Genomic DNA, 18,793 nt, shown 5'->3' with positions numbered 1-18,793 from the left:
GTCGTGCTCACGCCGAGATCAGTGACTGTCGTTGCCAAAATCGTCCCAATCCGTCACGGACGCGGCGGGCGTCCTCTGCCGTCCCCAGGAGTTCGAAGGCGTACAGGTACGGCACCTGGCACTTCGCGGAGATGATGTCGCCGGCGATGCAGTAGGCAGCGCCGAAGTTGGTGTTTCCCGCGGCGATCACGCCGCGGATGAAGGACCGGTTGTGCGCGTCGTTGAGGAACTCGCGCACTCGTCGCGGCACCGCGCCGCCCTCGTTGCCGCCGCCGTAGGTGGGCACCATCAGGACGTACGGCTCGTCGACGCGCAGGAACTCGTCCGTCCGACGCACGGGGATGCGGTGGACCCCGATGCCCAGCTCCTCGAGCCCGAGGCGCTGGACGAATCGGTGGGTGTTCTCGGAAACGCTCGAGAAGTAGACGAGAGAACTCACTGCTCCCCCTTCCCCCGGAACTGCTGCGTGGCCGGGACTGCCGGCCGGGTAGATGCACGGCGCCCCGGGTCGGGTTCGAAGCCCGGGGCGCCGGCCGCTCTGGGCGGGACCCGCACGCGGGCCCCGCGACGTCAGGCCGAGACGGCCTGCTGCGCCGCGACGGCGCTGATCTGGTCGGGGCGGAAGCCCGACCAGTGGGTGTCGCCGGCGACCACCACGGGCGCCTGCAGGTAGCCGAGCCCACGGACCATCTCCAGCGCCTCGGCGTCCTGGGTGATGTCCACGACGGTGTACTCGACACCCTTGCGGTCCAGGGCGCGGTAGGTCGCGTCGCACTGCACGCAGGCCGGCTTGCTGTAGACCGTGATGCTCATGTCCGTCTCTCCCCTTCTCCGCTCCCCGAGGGGGCGTCGTCCGACTGGCTGATGCCCCTTGTGCCAGCCCCTGCCGACCGGGCCCGCGAAGGGGGCCCGACCAGGGACGACACTCGTGGAACTACGCCGATGTTCTTCTCGCGAGGCCTTGGGGCCTGGCGTGCTCCAAACACTACACCTAGTGGTCAGCCCGCGCTCGGGACCGACATGTTGTGGTTGACACTCGTGTCATTCGGCGCCGCCGCCCTTCGGGGAACGTCTCTCGACCACCTTCGCACGAGGGTCCGACACGACTGTCCACACCCGTCGTGCACCCCCCACGAGACGTCCCGGCGCACCGTTCCGCGGCTCCCGACGGATGTCCACAGCCGGTGGGCGACCGGCGTCCACAGCGTGTGCGCGACGGCCCCGGCGGCCAGGTCCCGCCGCGCCGGTCCCGGGCACCCCTCCACGGGGCGCCGCGCGTGCCCGGAAGATCCGGACATACCCGGCCCCGGACGGCTCAAAACTCGTCCGATCCATCGGCGTGTCGCCGGTGGTGGCGTGTCCCACAGGCGCGCCGTGGCCGGCCGGTGGTCGTTCAGGTCCCGGACGGACGCCAGCCGCTCGGGTCCACCCCGCCGGGCACGGCCGTCGCCGGGTCGTACGGCGTGCGGGTCAGGTGGAACGTGCCGACGTCCAGGGCCGGCGCGCCCGGCGCGCCCACGGACCGCAGCCGCTCCCCGCGCCAGTACCCGCCCTCGACGCCGACCCAGGTCGTGCCGGTCCCGGTCGCGCCGCCCCCCGGTCTGGGGGCGAAGACCGTCCCGCGGTCGCCGCCGTCCGCCGGGCTCAGCACGAGGTTCCCGTCGGCGCGCACGGTGACGGTGTGGGGCATGGGCCCCCAGTACCAGGTGCCCGTGAGCGCGAGGGCCTCCGGAGACGGCTCGGCCGGGCTCGCCGGCCCCACGGGCGCGGGCAGCGCGTCCAGGAGGAAGTCCCCGCCGCCGAAACCTGCCGTCGAGCTGCCGCACACCGCGACGACGTCCCCCGTCGCGACGTCCGCGCGCAGCGTCGCCGTGAAGCCGGGCACCGAGCCGCCGTGCCCGACCGTGCGGCGTCCCCCGTCCGGGCCGGTCGCGTGGCGCACGGAGACGCCGAGGCCCCAGGCCGTGGTGAACGGCGCCCCGGGCTCGTCCACGACGGCCCGCGGCGCCGTCATCCGGCGCCGCCACCGCAGCGGCAGCACCGGGTCGGAACCGTCGGAACCGTCGGAACCGTCGGAACCGTCGGACCCGCGACCGGCGCCGACGAGCCACGAGCCGAAGGCGACGAGGTCGCGCGGTGTCGACCACACCTCGCCGGCCGGCCCCATCGCGCCGTAGCCCGCGACCGGCTCCACGAGCACCGCGTCCGCGTGCGGGTGGACGGCGTACCCGGTCGCGGCGGCCGACGTCGGCACCCGGCCGGTGTGCGTCATGCCGAGCGGCGCCCACAGCTCGTCGCGCAGGACCTCGTCCCACGGGCGACCGTGCGCGAGCTCGACGAGGCGGCCGAGGACCGCGTAGCCGACGTTCGAGTAGTGGTGCTGCTCCCCCGGCTCGGTGACCGGCACGACGCCGGAGGCCACCAGCTCGGGCCAGGTGCCCGCGCCGTGCCGCTCCCACCACGGGCCCGGCGGCTCCGCGGGTAGGCCAGCCGTGTGCGTGAGGAGCTGGGCCAGGGTGGCCTCCGGCGCGGGGGCGTCGTCGACGTGCCGGCCGACCGGGTCGTGCAGGCCCACGCGCCCCGCGGCGACCAGGCGCAGCACGGCCACGGCCGTCATCGGCTTCGTGATGGACCCGATCCGGAAGGCGGTGCCCGGGTCGGCCTCCGCCCAGCCCGCCGTGCCGGACCACACGACCTCCCCGGCCCTGCCCACCGCCCCGGACAGCGCCGGCACCCGAGCGGCGCGGCACCGGTCGCGCAGCCCGTCGTCGAGGCGGGCGAGCACGTCGGGCGGGAGCGGGGCGGCGGGCGGCACGAGATCGGTCATGGGCGGCACGCTAGCGCCCCGCGGCGTCAGGGGTGGCGGGTCAGGACGGCGTCACGGGTGGCAGGTCAGGGTGCGGTCTCGGTGACCGCCGGCAGCCGCCCGGTCGTCGCGAGCCGCCGGTACCAGAGGGCGGAGTCCTTCCAGGTGCGCTCGCCCGTCGGGTAGTCCACGCGGATGATGCCGAACCGCTTGGAGTACCCGTACGCCCACTCGAAGTTGTCCAGGAGCGACCACGCGAAGTACCCGCGCACGTCCACCCCGGCGGCCAGGGCGGCACCGACGGCCGCCACGTGGTCGTGCAGGTAGGCCACGCGACGCGCGTCGTGCACGCGGGGGCGACCCTCGCCGTCCGTCACGACCTCGTCGTCGAACGCCGCGCCGTTCTCGGTGACGGCCAGCGGCAGGCCCGGGTAGCGCTCGTGCAGGTCGAGCAGCATCTCGGTGAGGCCGCCGGCCTCGATGTTCCAGCCCATCGCCGTGTACGGGCCGGGCTGGCGCACGAACTCGACGTCGGTGACGCCCACCCAGGGAGAGGCCGCGGACGCCTTGTGCCCGTCGGCGGACTCCGGCTCGCCCTCGCCGCGGAACCGCCGCACCATCGTCGTCGAGTAGTAGTTGACGCCCAGCACGTCGAGCGGCTGGCGCACCAGCTCGAGGTCCCCGTCGCGCACGAACGACCAGTCGCTGACGTGCGCCGTGCCGTCCAGCAGGCCGGCGGGGTAGGCGCCGTCGAGCAGCGGGCCGAGGAACGCGCCGTTGGCGAGCGCGTCGATCTGCGCCTTCGCGGCGAGGTCGTCGGCCGACGCCGGGTCGGCGGCGCGCAGCACGTGCAGGTTGAGGGTGATCGACACCTGCGCCGCGGGGAGCACCTCGCGGATCGCCCGCGCGGCCAGCCCGTGCGCGAGGTTGAGGTGGTGCACGGCCGCGAGCGCCGCCGCCGGCTCGGTGCGTCCGGGGGCGTGCACCCCCGACGCGTAGCCGAGGTAGGCGGAGCACCACGGCTCGTTCAGCGTGGTCCAGACCTCGACGCGGTCGCCGAGCTCGCCGGCCATGTGGCGCGCGTACTCGGCGAAGGCGTACGCGGTCTCGCGGTCGGTCCAGCCGCCGGCGTCCTCGAGCTCCTGCGGCAGGTCCCAGTGGTACAGGGTCACGTAGGGGCGGATGCCGCGCTCGCGCAGCGCGTCGACCAGGTCGGAGTAGAAGGCCACCCCCTCCGGGTTGAAGGGGCCGCTGCCGCCGGGCTGCACGCGCGACCACGAGATCGACAGCCGGTAGGCGCCGACGCCGAGCCGCTCGAGGTGGCCGACGTCCTCGCGCCAGCGGTGGTAGTGGTCGCAGGCGACGTCGCCGGTGTCGCCGCCCTGGATCGCGCCGGGCACGCGGCACAGCGTGTCCCAGATGGACGGCCCGCGGCCGCCCTCCGCCGCGGCACCCTCGATCTGGTAGGAGGCGGTGGCCGTGCCCCACAGGAAGTCGGCGGGGAAGTCGGCGGGGATGGCAGGTGTGCTCACAGGGTGATCCTCAGCTCTCCGGGTCCGGTGGTGGTGGCCGTCCGGCCGTCGACCTCGACGGACCAGGTGCCGGGGGCGTCGTCGGAGACCACGACGACGGCGTCCCCCTCGCCGGTGCGCCGCACGTGGAAGCTCGCCGGTGCGCCGTCGCCGCCGGGCACGCGGGTGACCGCGTCGTACCCGGCCGGCAGCTCGACGCAGCGCAGCGTCACGCCGTCGGCCCAGGCGTAGTCCGGTCGGTCGGCACGGGCCCCCACCGGCAGCACGGTACCGGGCCGGACCAGCAGCGGCAGGGAGTCGAAGCCGTGCGTCTCGGTGACCCAGCGCGGACCGGTGACGAGGGCCTCGTGCGTGGTCGCGCCGTCGAGCAGCCGCGTCCACGTGCCCTCCGGCACGTAGTACTCGACGGTGCCGTCCGCGGTGAACACCGGCGCGACGAGCAGCGCGTCGCCCAGCATGTACTGGGTGTCGACGGGGAACGTGCCCCGGTCGGCGGGGAACTCGAGCGCCATCGCCCGCATGATCGGGGTGCCGTCGCCGGTGGCCTGCTCGGCGGCCGCGCCGAGGTACGGCATCAGCGACAGCTTCAGGCGCGTGAAGCGGCGGGTGACGTCGACGGCCTCGTCGTCGAACGCCCACGGCACCCGGTACGAGCTCGACCCGTGCAGCCGGGAGTGGCTGGACAGCAGCCCGAAGGCGACCCACCGCTTGAACACCCCGGCGTCGGGCAGGCCCTCGAAGCCCCCGATGTCGTGGCTCCAGTAGCCGAAACCGGACAGCCCCAGCGAGAGCCCCCCGCGCAGCGACTCCGCCATCGACGCGTACGTGGAGTCGCAGTCGCCGCCCCAGTGCACCGGCATCTGCTGCCCGCCGGCCGTCGCCGAGCGGGCGAACACGACCGCCTCCCCGCTCCCGCGGCGTCGTTCGAGCAGGCCGAACACGGCCTCGTTGAACAGCTGCGCGTAGTAGTTGTGCATCCGGTGCGGGTCGGAGCCGTCGTGCCAGACGACGTCGTCGGTCGGCACCCTCTCGCCGAAGTCGGTCTTGAAGCAGTCGACACCCTGGTCGAGCAGCCGCTCGAGGTGGCCCAGGTACCAGGCCGTCGCGTCGGGGTTGGTGAAGTCGACCAGCCCCATGCCCGCCTGCCACATGTCCCACTGCCAGACGCCGCCGTCCGTGGTGCGCAGCAGGTAGCCCTTCGCTGCGCCCTCGGCGAAGAGCGGCGAGCGCTGGCCGACGTACGGGTTGATCCACAGGCTGACCTTGAGGCCACGCTCGTGCAGCCGCGCCAGCATCCCCTCCGGGTCCGGGAAGACCCGCGGGTCCCACTCGAAGTCGCACCACTGGTACTCGCGCATCCAGAAGCAGTCGAAGTGGAAGACGCTGAGCGGCAGGTCGCGCTCGACCATCCCGTCCACGAAGCTCGTGACGGTGGCCTCGTCGTAGTCGGTGGTGAACGACGTCGAGAGCCACAGCCCGTAGGACCAGGCGGGCACCGCGGGCGGACGGCCCGTCAGTGCGGTGTACCGGCGCAGCACGTCCTTGCCCGTCGGTCCCGCGATGACGTAGTACTCCAGCTCCTGGCCCTCGACCGAGAGCTGCACGCGCGTGTTCACCTCGGAGGCGACCTCGAGGGACACCCGCTCCGGGTGCGCGACGAACACGCCGTACCCCTTGCTCGTGAGGTAGAACGGCACGTTCTTGTACGCCTGCTCGCTGGACGTGCCGCCGTCCTCGTTCCAGACGTCGACGCTCTGGCCGTTCTTGACGAACGGCCCGAACCGCTCCCCCAGCCCGTACACGTGCTCGCCCGGGTCGAGCGAGAGCTGCTCGTGGACCCAGGTGGCCGCCGGCTCGACGCCGTGCGAGGTCGACATGACCCCGACCGACTTCGGCAGGCTGGACGTGAGCAGCCGGCCGTCCTGCTCAAAGTCGACGCGCCAGCGACCGCCGCGATGCACCCGCACCACGAGCCCACCGGTCTCCAGCACCCCGCTGGTCTCGTCGACCTTGACGACCGGCCGGAAGCCGGCCTGCCCGGTGACGGCGAAGTCGGGGCCGCGGCGGGCCGCGCCGGCGTGGTGGGTGACGCGGACCTTCACCACGCCGGGCGCCGGCGACGAGTACGTCAGGGTGATCATCGGGCGGTTGAGCGTGTCGCCGCGCCGGCGGATCGCGGCCGTCGGCGCGTAGACCGTCATCGTGCCCGCCGCCTCGTCGACGCGGACGTCGTCGACCTCGGCCGCGTACAGGGGGTCGATGCCCGGGCGGGTCTGCCAGTAGCCGTCGGTGAACTTCAATGGATACCTCGTCAGTGGTTCAGGGTCGGTCGGGCCGGGGCCCGGGGGTCACTTCACGGCGCCGGCGGTCACGCCGCGGGTGAGGGTGCGCTGGAAGACCAGGAAGAAGATCAGGGCGGGCAGCAGGGAGACGAGGGCGCCGGCGTTGGTCGTCGGCGCGTCCATCATCCGGTCGCCCTGCAGGGAGGCGAGGGCGATGGGGATCGTCTGGGTGTCGTTGGTCGTGAGCATGACCAGCGGGATGAAGAACTCGTTCCACGTCCAGATGAAGAACAGGATCATCAGGACCATCAGCGTGGGCCGCACGATCGGGAAGACGACCTGCCACAGGACGCGCCAGCGGCCCGCCCCGTCGAGGGCCGCCGCCTCGAGCAGGGCCGGCGGGAACGTGCCGAGCACGGAGGCGAGCAGGTACGTCCCGAAGGCCGACTGGATGACGGTGAAGATGATGATCACGGACCACTGCGAGTTCGACAGGCCCACCTGGCGCGCCATGTCGAACAGCGGGTAGATCAGCGCCTCCTGCGGCAGCATGTTGGCCAGCAGGAAGAGCAGCACGATCCACATGCGCCCCTTGATCCGCCCGATCCCGATCGCGTACGCGTTGAGGAGGGACAGCAGGCAGGCCACCACGGACACGACCGCGGAGATGAAGAACGAGTTCCAGAGCTTGACCAGGAAGTCGACGCGCTGCCAGAAGTTGACGATCCCGTCGAGGTACAGCTCGCTCGGGATGCTCAGCGGGCCGTCCTGGGAGTACTCGGCCGGGGACTTCACGGCGTTCAGCGCCATGATGATCATCGGCGCGAGGACGGCCAGCGCGACGGCGACCGCCCCGGCGAGCACGAACCAGCGGGCCGCGCCGCGCCGATGACGGCCCCCGGGGCGGGACGCGCGGGTCCCGCCGCCCGGGCTCGCCGTCGCCGGGGACGCCGGGGCGTTGCGCACGGTCGTGGTCATCAGCCGGCCACCTCCTCGCGCCGCTCGGCGCGTGCCTGCAGGGCGAGGATCACCACGGCGACCACGATGATGACGACGGTCAGCACCGTCGCGATCGCGGCCCCGTAGCCGACCCGGGACTTGTCGAAGAAGTTGAGGTACGAGTAGTAGCTCGGCACCAGGGTCGAGCTCTCCGGGCCGCCCCGGGTGAGCACGTAGATCGGGCCGAAGACCTTGAGCGCCGCGACCGTGCAGGTCAGGGTGACGACGAACGTCTCCGGCCGGATCTGCGGGATCGTGATGGCGCGGAACCGCCGCCACCAGCCGGCCCCGTCGAGCTCGGCCGCCTCGTACAGCTCGGGGTCCACCCGCTGCAGGGCCGCCATGAAGATCACGACCGGGTAGCCGATCTGCACCCAGATCAGCACGAGCATGACGCTCGGCAGGGCGGACGCGGGGTCGCCGAGCCAGTTGGGCGGGTCCGTCACGCCCAGGCCGCGGAGGATCTCGTTGAGCGCGCCCGTCTGGGCGTTGAGGATCCAGTTCCACAGCACGCCGGCCACGGCGACGGGCAGGATCTGCGGCAGGTAGTACGTGGCGCGCAGCACCGAGGCGACCCGGCCCCCGAACCGGCGTCCCAGGTAGTCGAAGAGCACGGCGGCCAGCACGAGACCGACCGCCGTCGGCACGATCACCATCGCGACGATCATCGCGACCGAGTTCTGGAACGAGGTCCAGAAGGCGGCGTCGTGCCACAGCTCCGTGTAGTTGTCGGCGCCGATCCACTCCAGCGGGGCAAGGCCGCCGCGCCACGAGAAGAGGCTGATGTAGACGTTCGTCACCAGCGGGTACCCGATGACGACGACGAACAGCACGCCGCCGGGGATCAGGTAGGGCAGGTACGGCAGCCAGCCGGGCCGCCGACGCCGGGCGCGCGTGGTCGGTGCGCTCATGTGCAGCTCCTTGGAAGGGCGTCCGCCCCCGGGCGGGCCGCCGGCGTCACCGGCGGCCCGCCGCGGTCAGCGACGGTCGGCGGCGGTCAGTCGCCGAGCAGGTCGGACTTGCCGTCGGTGTAGGCGGACTCGAGGCCGTCGAGCACCTCGTCGGGCGACTTGGACTGGTTGACGAGCGACTGCAGCTGGCTCACGACCACGTCGTAGTAGCCGGGCACCGGCCAGTCCGGGTAGAAGGCGAGCCCGTCCTGGTCGAGGATCTCCTGGAAGTTCTCCGTGAGCTCCTTCGTCTTCGGGTCCTCGATCGTCGAGGCGTCGCCGGCGACCGGCAACCCGCCCTTCTGCGCGAGCACCTCCTGCACCTCCGGGCGCAGCGTGACGTCGATGAACTCCTCGGCGAGCGACGGCGAGTCGGCGTTGGTCGGGACGACCCAGAGGTTCCCGGAAGAACCGGTGTGCAGGTCGTTGCCCGGGAAGTTGAACTGGCCCCAGTCGTCCTTCATCTCGGCGACGACGCGGCCGAACCACCAGGAGCCGGAGACCATCATCGGGTAGTCGCCCTTGATGAAGGACACCCCCATGTCCTCGGCGGTCAGGCCCGCCGAGTCGGGCGCGACGTAGCCCTTCTCGATCCACTCGTCGAGCTGCTCGGTGGCCTTCGTCATCTCGGGCCCGTGGAAGTCGACCTCCCCGTCGAAGAGCTGGTAGTCGTCCACGAACCCCCGGTCGGCGTTCGCGAGCACCAGCTCGTACCAGAGCTGGCCCAGGGGGTACTCGGCGCCGGCCTCGGCGAGCGGGGTGATGCCCTCGGCCTCGAACGCCTTCATGACCTTCTCGAGCTCGGCGAGCGTCGTCGGCACCTCGAGCCCGAGGTCGTCGAACATCTCCTGGTTGTAGTAGACGCCCACGAACTCGCCGTAGTTGGGCACGCCGTACCACTCACCGGAGCCCATGAGCCCGTTCTCGTCGTACGTGGCGGTGGTGGCGAGCGACCCGGCGAGCTTGTCGGACCAGCCGTGGGCCTCGGCGGCGTCGGTCAGCGGCATCAGCAGTCCCTGGGCCGCGAGCTGTCCGGCGGTCGCGTTGCCCTTGTTGTACTCCATGACGTCGGGCACGTCGTCGCCGGTGAGGACGATCTTGGCGTTCTTCTGGATCTGCTCGAACGTCTGCTTCTCGACCTCGACCTCGACGTCCGGGTGCTCGGACTCGAAGATCTCGATGGCCTTCGCCCAGGCCTGGCCCATGGCCGAGTCCTCGTTCTCGTAGTGCCAGATCGTCAGCGTCTTGTCGTCGGCGTCGCCGCCGCCGTCGGCGGTCGCACCGCCTCCGCCACCGCCCACGCAGGCGGTCAGCAGCAGCGGCAGGGCCGCCAGCGCGGCGACGGTCGATGTCGCGCGAGTCCGGGTCTTCATGGGTCCTCCTCGTCGAGTTCCGCCCTTCTCAATCGAAGCGCTTCGACGCGAGTATCGACGAGCGCCACGACCTCGTCAAGGCGCCCGGGACCGACGGCGACCCCCGGCGCGCCCCGGCGGCCTCCGGTGCACCCGCACCGATCCCGGGCCGCTACGGTGAGCCCGGGCCCCGGCCGGCGGACCTCGGGCGCTCGACGCGCCACGCCCGCCACAGTGGTCCCACCACCCGTCCGCCACCGGCCGCACCGCCGGTCCCACCACCGGGTCCGCAGCGCCGGACCCCGCACCGCACCGAGGAGCCGAGCCGTGGCCACCATCGAGGACGTCGCCCGTGCCGCGGGCGTGTCGGCGTCGACCGTCTCGTACGTGCTGTCGGGCAAGCGGACCATCTCCGCGGCCACCCGGGCCCGGGTGGAGCGGGCGATCGCCGAGCTGGAGTACCACCCGCACGCCGGGGCGCGCGCCCTCGCGTCGTCACGGACCGACGTGCTCGCCCTGGTGGTCCCGCTGCGGCTCGACGCCGACGCCTCGCTGCGGGGCGACGTCGACGTGAACGTCATCATGCAGTTCGTCGCCGGCATCGTCCCCCGGGCCCGCGCCCTCGGGTACGACGTGCTGCTCCTCACCGACGACGACCCCACCGCCCTGCGTCGCGTGTCCGGGGGCGCGTCCGCGGACGCGCTCATCGTCATGGACGTCGAGAGCGAGGACGACCGGCTGCCCGCCGTCGCACGCTCCCGCACCCCCGCCATCCTCATCGGCATGCCCGACGACCCGCACGGCCTGAGCTGCGTCGACTTCGACTTCGACGGGGCCGGCCGGCTCGCCGTGCGCCACCTCGCGGGCCTGGGGCACCGCCGGGTCGCCCTCGTCGGCCCGCCCGACGTCGTCCTCGAGCGGCACACCTCGTACGCCGACCGGATGCTGCACGGGCTCCGCACCCAGTCCCGGTCGTCCGGCGTCGACTTCCGGCTCACCCTGACGACCGCGCGGCGCGACGCGGTGGCGGCGGCCGTGTCCGAGGCCCTCGACGGCGAGGCGCCGGCGACGGCCCTGGTCGTCCACAACGAGGCCGCCCTGCCCGCCGTCCTGGACGTGGTGCGGGCGCGGGGGCTGCGGGTGCCCGACGACCTGTCCGTCGTCGCCGTCTGCCCGCAGAACATCGCCGAGCAGCAGGCCGTGCCCCTCACCTCCATCGACATCCCTGCGCAGCACATCGGGGCGACGGCCGCGGAGATGGCCGTCGCGACGCTCCGCGGCGAGCTGGAGCCCCACACCCGGCTGGTCCGCGCCACCCTCACGGACCGCGGCAGCACGGCCGCGGCCGCCGCCGCCTGACCTCCGACCAGCCACGACGCGTCCGCGGCGCACCCCTGACGACGGTTGACACCGCCGTGCCCCTGTGGCCATGATCACTCCCGGTTATCGAAGCGCTTCACCACGGCGGTGACAGCGGGTTCGTCAGCACGTCAAGGGAGATGTGAGCATGCGCAAGCCAGTCCAGGTCGCCGCCACGGCGTCCGCCCTCGCGCTCGTCCTCGCCGCCTGCTCGGGCGGTGACGGCCAGGACGAGGACGCCGGTGCCGCCGACGGCCCCGTCACGCTCGACTACTGGGCGTGGGGCACGGCGCAGAAGCCCATGGTCGACGCGTGGAACGCGACCCACCCCGACATCCAGGTCAAGCACACGGACGCGGGCGGCGGCACGGACTCGTCGGCCAAGCTCGTCACGGCCACCCGGGCCGAGAACGCGCCCGACGTCGCGATCGTCGAGTACAACACCCTGCCCGCGATGATCGTGGCCGGGGTGGCCGCCGACATCTCCGAGCACGCCGACGGGCTGGAGAGCGAGTTCGCGCCCGGGGTGTGGAACCAGGTGACCTTCGACGGCGCCACCTACGGCGTCCCGCAGGACGCCGGCCCGCAGGCGCTCACCTACAACAAGGCCCGGTTCGACGAGCTCGGCATCGACGTGCCCACGACGTGGGACGATTTCGCCGCCGCCGCCGAGAAGGTGCACGAGGCCGACCCGGACGCCTACCTCACCACCTACGCCCCGGCCGAGTTCGGCGGCTTCGCCGGGTACGCCCAGCAGGCGGGGGCGGAGTGGTGGACGGTCGACGGGGACGCGTGGACCGTGGACTTCGACGACGACGCGTCCGTCGCCGTCGCCGACTACTGGCAGGACCTGGTCGACCGCGACCTCGTCCTCGCGGAGCCGATGCTCACCCCCGAGTGGAACGCCAAGGTCAACAAGGGCGAGGTGCTCTCGTGGCCCGCAGGGCTCTGGGCGGCGGGCGTGCTGTACGGCGTCGCCGAGGAGAGCGCGGGCGACTGGGCCATGGCGCCCCTCCCGCAGTGGACCGAGGGCGAGGACGCCGTCGGGTTCCAGGGCGGGTCGGCCGTCGTCGTCACGTCGTCGGCGGAGCACCCGGAGGCGGCCGCCGAGTTCGCGCGGTGGATGAGCACCAGCGACGAGGCCGCCGCCGCCCAGATCGAGCAGGGCCAGTATCCCGCGTCGCTCGCGGGGCAGGAGCTCACGCTCGAGAGCGACCCGCCGCTGCTCATGCCGAAGCAGGAGGACTACTGGGAGATCGCCGCCGAGATCACGAAGAACACGATCCCGGAGATCAGCTGGGGCCCCAACGTCAACGTGGCGTCCAGCGCGTTCCAGGACGCGATGTCCAAGGCGGTCACCGACGGGACGCCGCTGCGCGACGCGCTCACCGCGACCGAGGACGTGGTCGTCGCCGACATGGAGAAGACCGGCTTCGAGGTCACGCAGAAATGAGCCCGGCGACAGCGAGCCCGGCGACCGCATACCGGCGCACCCGCCGGCGGTGGGGCGCCCCGGCCCTGTTCCTGCTGCCCGCCGCCCTGCTGTTCGTCGCGTTCCTGGCGATCCCGATCTGCTACGCGCTGTACCTCAGCTTCCGGGGCATGCGGGTGTCGGGCGGCGGGCCCTTCGGCGTCCGCGAGGAGACCTGGGTCGGGCTCGACAACTACGTCACCGCGTTCACCGATCCGGAGTTCCTCGCCGGGTTCGGGCGGCTCGCGATCTACGGGATCATCGCCGTGCCGGTGACGCTCGGCCTCGCGCTCACGTTCGCGCTGCTGCTCGACCTCCCGCGCGTGCGCGGTGCCCGGTTCTCGCGCACGGCGATCTTCGTCCCGTACGCGGTGCCCGGCGTCGTGGCGACCCTGCTGTGGGGCTTCCTCTACCTGCCCTCGACGAGCCCCGGGACCTGGATCCTGGAACGCCTCGGCCTCGGCGGCCTCGACGTGCTGCACGACGGGATGCTCTACCCGTCGGTCGCGAACATCGCGATCTGGAGCGGCGTCGGCTTCAACATGATCATCCTGTACACGTCGCTGCGCGGGATCCCGGGCGACGTGTACGAGGCGGCGCGGCTCGACGGCGCGAGCGAGTGGGACATCGCCTGGCGCGTCAAGGTCCCGCTGGTCGGCCCCGCGCTGGTCCTCACCGGGCTCTTCGCCCTCATCGGGACCCTCCAGGTCTACGGCGAACCCACCACGTTGCGGCCGATGACGAGCGCGATCAGCCAGACCTGGGTGCCGCTCATGACCATCTACCGCGACGCCTTCACCCGGGACGACCTGTCCCTCGCCGCCGCCTCGTCCGTGGCCCTGGCGCTCGGCACGCTCGTCGTGTCCGTCGTCCTGCTGCGCGTGACCCAGAAGCGCTCGTTCGGGGAGTCCTCATGAGCACCGTCGCCACCGCACCCCGTCCCACGCGCACCCGTCGCCGCGCCGTCGACCGCCCGCGGCGGCCCGGCCGGCGCGGCAGCGTCCTGCCGACCGTGGCGCTGGTCCTCGGCGCGCTCTACTGCCTCGTGCCGGTCGCGTGGGTGCTCGTCGCGTCGACCAAGTCGAGCTCCGAGCTGTTCTCGACCTTCACCTTCCTGCCCGGCACGGGCCTCGTCGAGAACCTCCAGGACCTCTTCGCCTACGGCGGCGGCCAGTACCTGCGGTGGGCGCTCAACAGCGTGCTCTTCGCGGGGGTCGGCGCGGTCGCGTGCACCCTCGTGTCGACCATGGCGGGCTACGCGCTCGCGAAGTACGACTTCCCGGGCCGGCAGGTCGCGTTCTACGCCATCCTCGGCGGGGTGCTGCTGCCGGGGATCACCCTGGCCATCCCCCAGTACCTGCTGATGTCGAAGGTCGGGCTGGCGGGCACCTACTGGTCGGTGCTGCTGCCGTCCCTCATCTCGCCGTTCGGCATCTTCCTCGCCCGCGTCTTCGCGGGGTCGGCCGTGCCGACCGAGACGATGGAGGCGGCACGCATCGACGGGGCGGGCGACGCCCGGGTCTTCACCTCGGTCGCGCTGCCGATGATGGTGCCCGGCATGGTGACCGTGTTCCTGCTGCAGTTCGTCGGCATCTGGAACAACTTCCTGCTGCCGTTCATCATGCTGTCGGACGAGTCGAAGTACCCGCTCACCGTCGGCCTGTACACCCTGCTGTCCAAGGGATCCGGCACCCCGGCCCTGTACAGCCTCGCGATCATCGGCGCGGCCGTGGCGATCATCCCGCTGGTCGCGATGATGCTCGTCCTGCAGCGCTACTGGCGGCTCGACCTCATCAGCGGAGGACTCAAGGGATGACGACGCTTCTCTTCGGCGGGGACTACAACCCCGAGCAGTGGCCCCGCGAGGTCTGGGCCGAGGACATGACCCTCATGCGCCGCGCCGGCGTCAACACGGTGACCGTCGGCGTCTTCTCGTGGGCGTCGCTCGAGCCCCGCGAGGGCGAGTACGACGCCGGCTGGCTCGACGACGTGGTCGGGATGCTCCACGACGCGGGCATCGGTTTCTTCCTGGCGACGCCGACGGCCTCTCCCCCGCCGTGGTTCACCCGCGCGCATCCCGACGCGATGCCGGTGCGGCCCGACGGGACCCGGCTCACGCACGGCTCGCGCGACACCTACGCGATCAGCGCGCCCGCCTACCGGGACGCCGCCCGCCGGATCGCGCGGTTCCTCGCCGAGCGGTACGGCGACCACCCCGGGCTGCGGGGCTGGCACGTGCACAACGAGTACGGCACGATCGACCACGGCCCCCACGCCGAGGCCGCGTTCCAGCGCTGGCTGCAGCGGCGGTTCGGCTCCGTCGAGGCCCTCAACGACGCGTGGTACACCGCCTTCTGGTCGCAGCGCTACGACGCGTGGGACCAGGTCACACCGCCGCGCACCACCCAGTACCTGGCGAACCCGGCCCACGCGGTCGACTTCAAGCGCTTCTGCTCGGACGAGATGCTCGCCGCGTTCACCGAGCAGAAGGACGAGATCCTCGCGGCCGGGTCCACCGCCCCCGTCACGACGAACTTCATGCTCCCCACCTGGAACCACCTCGACCAGTGGGCGTGGAGCGACCGGCTCGACCTGGTGTCGGTCGACCACTACCTCGACACGCCCGGCCCCGACGGCGAGGCGCACGTCGCCTACGGCGCCGACCTCACGAGGTCGTGGGCCGGCGGCCCGTGGCTGCTCATGGAGCAGAGCGCGAGCGGCATCCGCGACGGCGCCCGCCTCGCGCACAAGGACACCGACCGGATGATCCGCAACTCGCTCGGCTACGTCGCGCGGGGCTCCCAGGGGTCGCTGTTCTTCCAGTGGCGGGCCTCGGCGGGCGGCTCCGAGGCGTGGCACAGCGCCCTGGTCCCGCACGCGGGACCCGACAGCGAGGGGTTCGCGGGGACCGTCGAGCTCGGCGCCCTGCTGGGCCGCCTCGAGGAGGTCGCCGAGCCGCCGGCCGACGGACGGGTCGTCGACGCCGACGTCGCCGTCCTGTGGGACGCGGACGGCTGGTGGTCCCTCGAGACGCCGCACCTGCCGCACGACGGCCTCGACTACGCGACCGAGGTCCGTGCCACCCACCGGGCGCTGTGGCGCGCCGGCGTCGCCGTCGACTTCGTGCGCTCGGGCGCGGACGTGGCGCGGTACCGGGTGCTGTTCGTGCCCAGCCTCATGGCGACGGACGCCGCCACGGTCACCTGGCTCACGCAGTACGTCGCGGGCGGCGGCCACCTCGTCGTGGGCCGGTTCACCGGTGTCGCGGACGAGCACCAGCGGGTCGTGGCGGGCGGCTACCCCGGGCTCCTGCGCGACCTCCTCGGCGTGCGGGTCACCGAGCTGCGGCCCCTGGCCGACGACGAGACCCGGCGGCTGAACGACGGGGCCACCTGCGACCAGTGGACCGAGCGCGTGCACCTCACCGGCGCCCGCGCCGTGGCGACCTACACGGACGGCGAGCTCGCCGGGCTGCCGGCCGTCACGCGGCGGGACGACGGGCCCGGCGTCGCGACGTACGTCGCGACCCGCCTGGTGCAGGAGTCCCTCGACCGGTTCGTCGCCGGCCTGCTCGCCGAGCACGGCGTGCAGGCGGTCGTGCCGGCCGCGGTGGGCACCGGCCTGGAGGCGGTCCGCCGGCGCGGGGCGCACGGTTCGTACCTGTTCCTGCTGCACCACGGCGACCGGCCGCTGCGCGTCACCGGGCCGGGGCACGACCTCGTCACCGGCGGCGCCACCGACGGCGGGATCACGGTGCGGGCGGGCGGCGTCGCCGTCGTCCGCGAGACCGGGGGCTCCGACGGGCCCGCGCCGCACTGGCTCGTCGAGCCCGCCTGACCGCCCGCACCCTGGAGGGAACCCCGTGGCCGCGAGCCGCCCGAACGTCCTGCACGTCCTGTGGCGGAGGCGGTCCGGCCGTCGTGACCGCGCGCCGGTACCCGCCGGGCCGGTGACCCGTCAGACGTCGACCGGGACGCCGCCGCGCAGCACCTGGCGCACGCGCAGGTCGGCGTCGGTGACGACGACGTCGGCCCGGCACCCGAGGGCCAGGCCGCCGACGTCGCCGAGACCCAGCACCCGGGCGGGCACCCACGACGCCGCGCGCACGGCGTCCGCGAGCGGCACGCCCGCCGCGACGGCGCGCCGCACGACGTCGATGAGGTGCGCCGTCCCGCCCGCGATCGACCCGCCGTCCGGGCCGTCGCCGTCGGCGAGCCGGGCCACGCCGTCGCTCACGGTCACGGCCATCGGCCCGAGCTCGTAGCTGCCGTCGGCCATGCCCGCGGCCGCCATCGCGTCGGTGACCAGGGCGACGTTGTCGGCGCCGACGGTCTCCATCACGGTGCGGACCGTGGCCGGCGCGAGGTGCACGTCGTCGGCGATCAGCTCGACGACGAGGTCCCCGCGCGCCGCCGCGGCCAGGCACGCGGCGACCGGCCCGGGGGCACGGTGGTGCAGCGGCCGCATCCCGTTGAACAGGTGGGTGGCGGTCATCCGCCGTGCCGGGGCACCCTCGTCGGCCGCCGTCCGCAGCGCGCCGGCGACCTGGCGGACGAGCGCCTCGGCCTCCTCCGTCGTGGCGTCCGTGTGCCCCAACGACGGCAGCACACCCGCCTCGACGAGCGCCTCGGCCGCCCCGCCGTCCCCGACGACGCCGTCGACCTCCGGCGCGACGGTCATCGTGCGCAGGTGCCCGCGGGCCGCCTCGGCGAGCGCGCGGACCAGGCCCGCGTCGCCGGCCAGGAGGTTCTCCGGGCTCTGCGCGCCGCGCCGCGCGTGCGAGAGGAACGGGCCCTCGGCATGGATGCCGGCGATCTCCCCCGCCTCGGCCAGGCCGGCCAGCATGGCCGCACGCTCCAGCAGCGTGTCGCGGTCGGCGGTGACCAGCGACGCGAGCATGGTCGTGGTGCCGTGCCGCCGGTGCTCGGCGACCGCGACCATCGCCTGCGCGACGTCGTGGGAGTCCGGGAAGCCCGCGCCTCCCCCGCCGTGGTTGTGCAGGTCGACCAGGCCCGGCAGCACCACGGTGCCCGGGTCCGGCTGCGGAGCACGCCGCACGGCGTCCGCGATCTCCCCCCGCCCCGCGGAGGCCGCGGCGGCCCGGGGCCCGACCCACACGACGTGCCCCTCGGCGAGCACCAGCGCCCCGTCGTCGATCACCTCGTCCGGCGTGACGACCCTGCCCAGGATCGCGACGTGCTCGGCGGGCCGGTCGGTCGAGGCGGCGGTGGGCGCATCAGTCATGGCGCCATCCTGCCGCACCGCCCCGCGACGACGGAAAACGTGCCCGGCCCGCGGGCGGCCCGCTCAGAACAGGCGGGCGGAGACGTCGTCGACGCCGCGCATGGCGTCGTAGTCCAGCACCAGGCAGCCGATGCTGCGGTCCGTGGCGAGCACGCGCGCCTGCGGCTTGATCTCCTGCGCGGCGAACACGCCACGGACCGGCGCGAGCAGCGGGTCACGGTTGAGCAGGTCGAGGTACCGCGTCAGCTGCTCGACACCGTCGATGTCCCCGCGGCGCTTGATCTCCACGGCCACGTGCCCGCCCTCGGGGGCCCGTGCGAGGATGTCGACCGGCCCGATCGCCGTCATGTACTCGCGGCGCACGAGGGAGTGCCCGGAACCGAGCAGCTCGATCTGCGCGGCGAGCAGCTCCTGGAGGTGGGCCTCCACGCCGTCCTTGACGAGCCCGGGGTCCACGCCCAGGTCGTGCGCGGAGTCGTGCTGCACCTCGTGCAGCTCGATCTCGAGCCGGTCGTCCGACTTCTGGTGCTGCACGGTCCAGACCGCCGTGACGCCGCGCTCCGCCGCCTCGGCGTCGGGCTCACCCACCGCCATCGAGCAGGGCGGGCTCATCCAGTTCAGCGGCTTGTACGAGCCGCCGTCCGAGTGCAGCAGCACGCTCCCGTCAGCCTTGACGACGAGCAGCCGCGTGGCGAGCGGCAGGTGAGCGGTGAGCCGGCCGGTGTAGCGGGCCGAGCAGCGGGCGACGACGAGTCGCACGGTCCCCCTTCGGGTTGTGACGGGAGCGGGATCTCAGAC

15 protein-coding genes are annotated in these 18,793 nt (G+C 73.2%); 5 read left to right on the top strand and 10 right to left on the bottom strand.

The features are described 5' to 3' along the window. Positions 1-7: 7 nt before the first annotated feature. The 8 genes from nrdI to IEW03_RS11770 all read right to left on the bottom strand — a co-directional run bounded on the left by nrdI (position 8) and on the right by IEW03_RS11770 (position 9,942). Complete coding sequence (nrdI, locus tag IEW03_RS11805; protein WP_188523881.1) at positions 8-439, bottom strand: class Ib ribonucleoside-diphosphate reductase assembly flavoprotein NrdI; 432 nt, start codon at positions 437-439, stop codon at positions 8-10. 131 nt (positions 440-570) lie between these two features. Then, positions 571-813, bottom strand: coding sequence for a glutaredoxin-like protein NrdH (gene nrdH, locus IEW03_RS11800; RefSeq protein WP_166849614.1), 243 nt, complete (start codon positions 811-813; stop codon positions 571-573). Positions 814-1,393: 580 nt separating this feature from the next. Further along, positions 1,394-2,827 carry a serine hydrolase domain-containing protein gene (locus IEW03_RS11795; RefSeq protein WP_188523880.1) on the bottom strand — a complete coding sequence of 478 codons (1,434 nt, stop codon included), beginning with the start codon at positions 2,825-2,827 and terminating at the stop codon, positions 1,394-1,396. Positions 2,828-2,892: 65 nt separating this feature from the next. Continuing rightward, positions 2,893-4,338, bottom strand: coding sequence for a GH1 family beta-glucosidase (locus tag IEW03_RS11790; protein WP_229737938.1), 1,446 nt, complete (start codon positions 4,336-4,338; stop codon positions 2,893-2,895). Next, a complete protein-coding gene (gene yicI / locus IEW03_RS11785; RefSeq protein ID WP_188523879.1) occupies positions 4,335-6,638 on the bottom strand; it encodes an alpha-xylosidase in 2,304 nt (767 codons plus the stop codon). The genes IEW03_RS11790 and yicI overlap by 4 nt, the downstream gene beginning before the upstream one ends. A 48-nt stretch (positions 6,639-6,686) precedes the next feature. Continuing rightward, positions 6,687-7,598 carry a carbohydrate ABC transporter permease gene (locus IEW03_RS11780; RefSeq protein ID WP_188523878.1) on the bottom strand — a complete coding sequence of 304 codons (912 nt, stop codon included), beginning with the start codon at positions 7,596-7,598 and terminating at the stop codon, positions 6,687-6,689. Continuing rightward, positions 7,598-8,530: a carbohydrate ABC transporter permease gene (locus IEW03_RS11775; protein WP_188523877.1), complete on the bottom strand. Its 933-nt coding sequence runs from the start codon at positions 8,528-8,530 to the stop codon at positions 7,598-7,600. Before IEW03_RS11775 ends, IEW03_RS11780 begins: the two co-directional genes overlap by 1 nt. An 86-nt stretch (positions 8,531-8,616) precedes the next feature. Beyond that, positions 8,617-9,942: an ABC transporter substrate-binding protein gene (locus IEW03_RS11770; RefSeq protein ID WP_188523876.1), complete on the bottom strand. Its 1,326-nt coding sequence runs from the start codon at positions 9,940-9,942 to the stop codon at positions 8,617-8,619. Between the two features lie 306 nt (positions 9,943-10,248). On the opposite strand from IEW03_RS11770, the gene IEW03_RS11765 reads away from it, so the two are divergent. The 5 genes from IEW03_RS11765 (at position 10,249) to IEW03_RS11745 (ending at position 16,588) form a co-directional block, all read left to right on the top strand. Beyond that, a complete protein-coding gene (locus tag IEW03_RS11765; RefSeq protein ID WP_188523875.1) occupies positions 10,249-11,280 on the top strand; it encodes a LacI family DNA-binding transcriptional regulator in 1,032 nt (343 codons plus the stop codon). Positions 11,281-11,428: 148 nt separating this feature from the next. Next, positions 11,429-12,733 carry an ABC transporter substrate-binding protein gene (locus IEW03_RS11760; protein WP_188523874.1) on the top strand — a complete coding sequence of 435 codons (1,305 nt, stop codon included), beginning with the start codon at positions 11,429-11,431 and terminating at the stop codon, positions 12,731-12,733. Next, positions 12,730-13,668, top strand: a complete 939-nt coding sequence (locus IEW03_RS11755; protein WP_188523873.1) for a carbohydrate ABC transporter permease — start codon at positions 12,730-12,732, stop codon at positions 13,666-13,668. Before IEW03_RS11760 ends, IEW03_RS11755 begins: the two co-directional genes overlap by 4 nt. Then, a complete protein-coding gene (locus IEW03_RS11750; protein ID WP_188523872.1) occupies positions 13,665-14,567 on the top strand; it encodes a carbohydrate ABC transporter permease in 903 nt (300 codons plus the stop codon). The genes IEW03_RS11755 and IEW03_RS11750 overlap by 4 nt, the downstream gene beginning before the upstream one ends. Then, complete coding sequence (locus IEW03_RS11745) at positions 14,564-16,588, top strand: beta-galactosidase (protein ID WP_188523871.1); 2,025 nt, start codon at positions 14,564-14,566, stop codon at positions 16,586-16,588. Before IEW03_RS11750 ends, IEW03_RS11745 begins: the two co-directional genes overlap by 4 nt. Positions 16,589-16,708: 120 nt before the next feature. Here IEW03_RS11745 and IEW03_RS11740 read toward each other — a convergent pair whose 3' ends face one another. Beyond that, a complete protein-coding gene (locus tag IEW03_RS11740) occupies positions 16,709-17,995 on the bottom strand; it encodes an N-acetylglucosamine-6-phosphate deacetylase (protein ID WP_188523870.1) in 1,287 nt (428 codons plus the stop codon). Between the two features lie 63 nt (positions 17,996-18,058). Further along, on the bottom strand, positions 18,059-18,754 hold the full coding sequence (gene nucS, locus IEW03_RS11735) for an endonuclease NucS (protein WP_188523869.1): 696 nt from the start codon (positions 18,752-18,754) through the stop codon (positions 18,059-18,061). Positions 18,755-18,793 lie beyond the last annotated feature (39 nt).

The sequence above is a fragment of the Isoptericola cucumis genome, from assembly GCF_014635665.1.
Lineage (GTDB): Bacteria > Actinomycetota > Actinomycetes > Actinomycetales > Cellulomonadaceae > Isoptericola > Isoptericola cucumis.
Note: the sequence above shows the minus strand (reverse complement) of the source record. Positions and strands in the feature narration are given on the sequence as shown.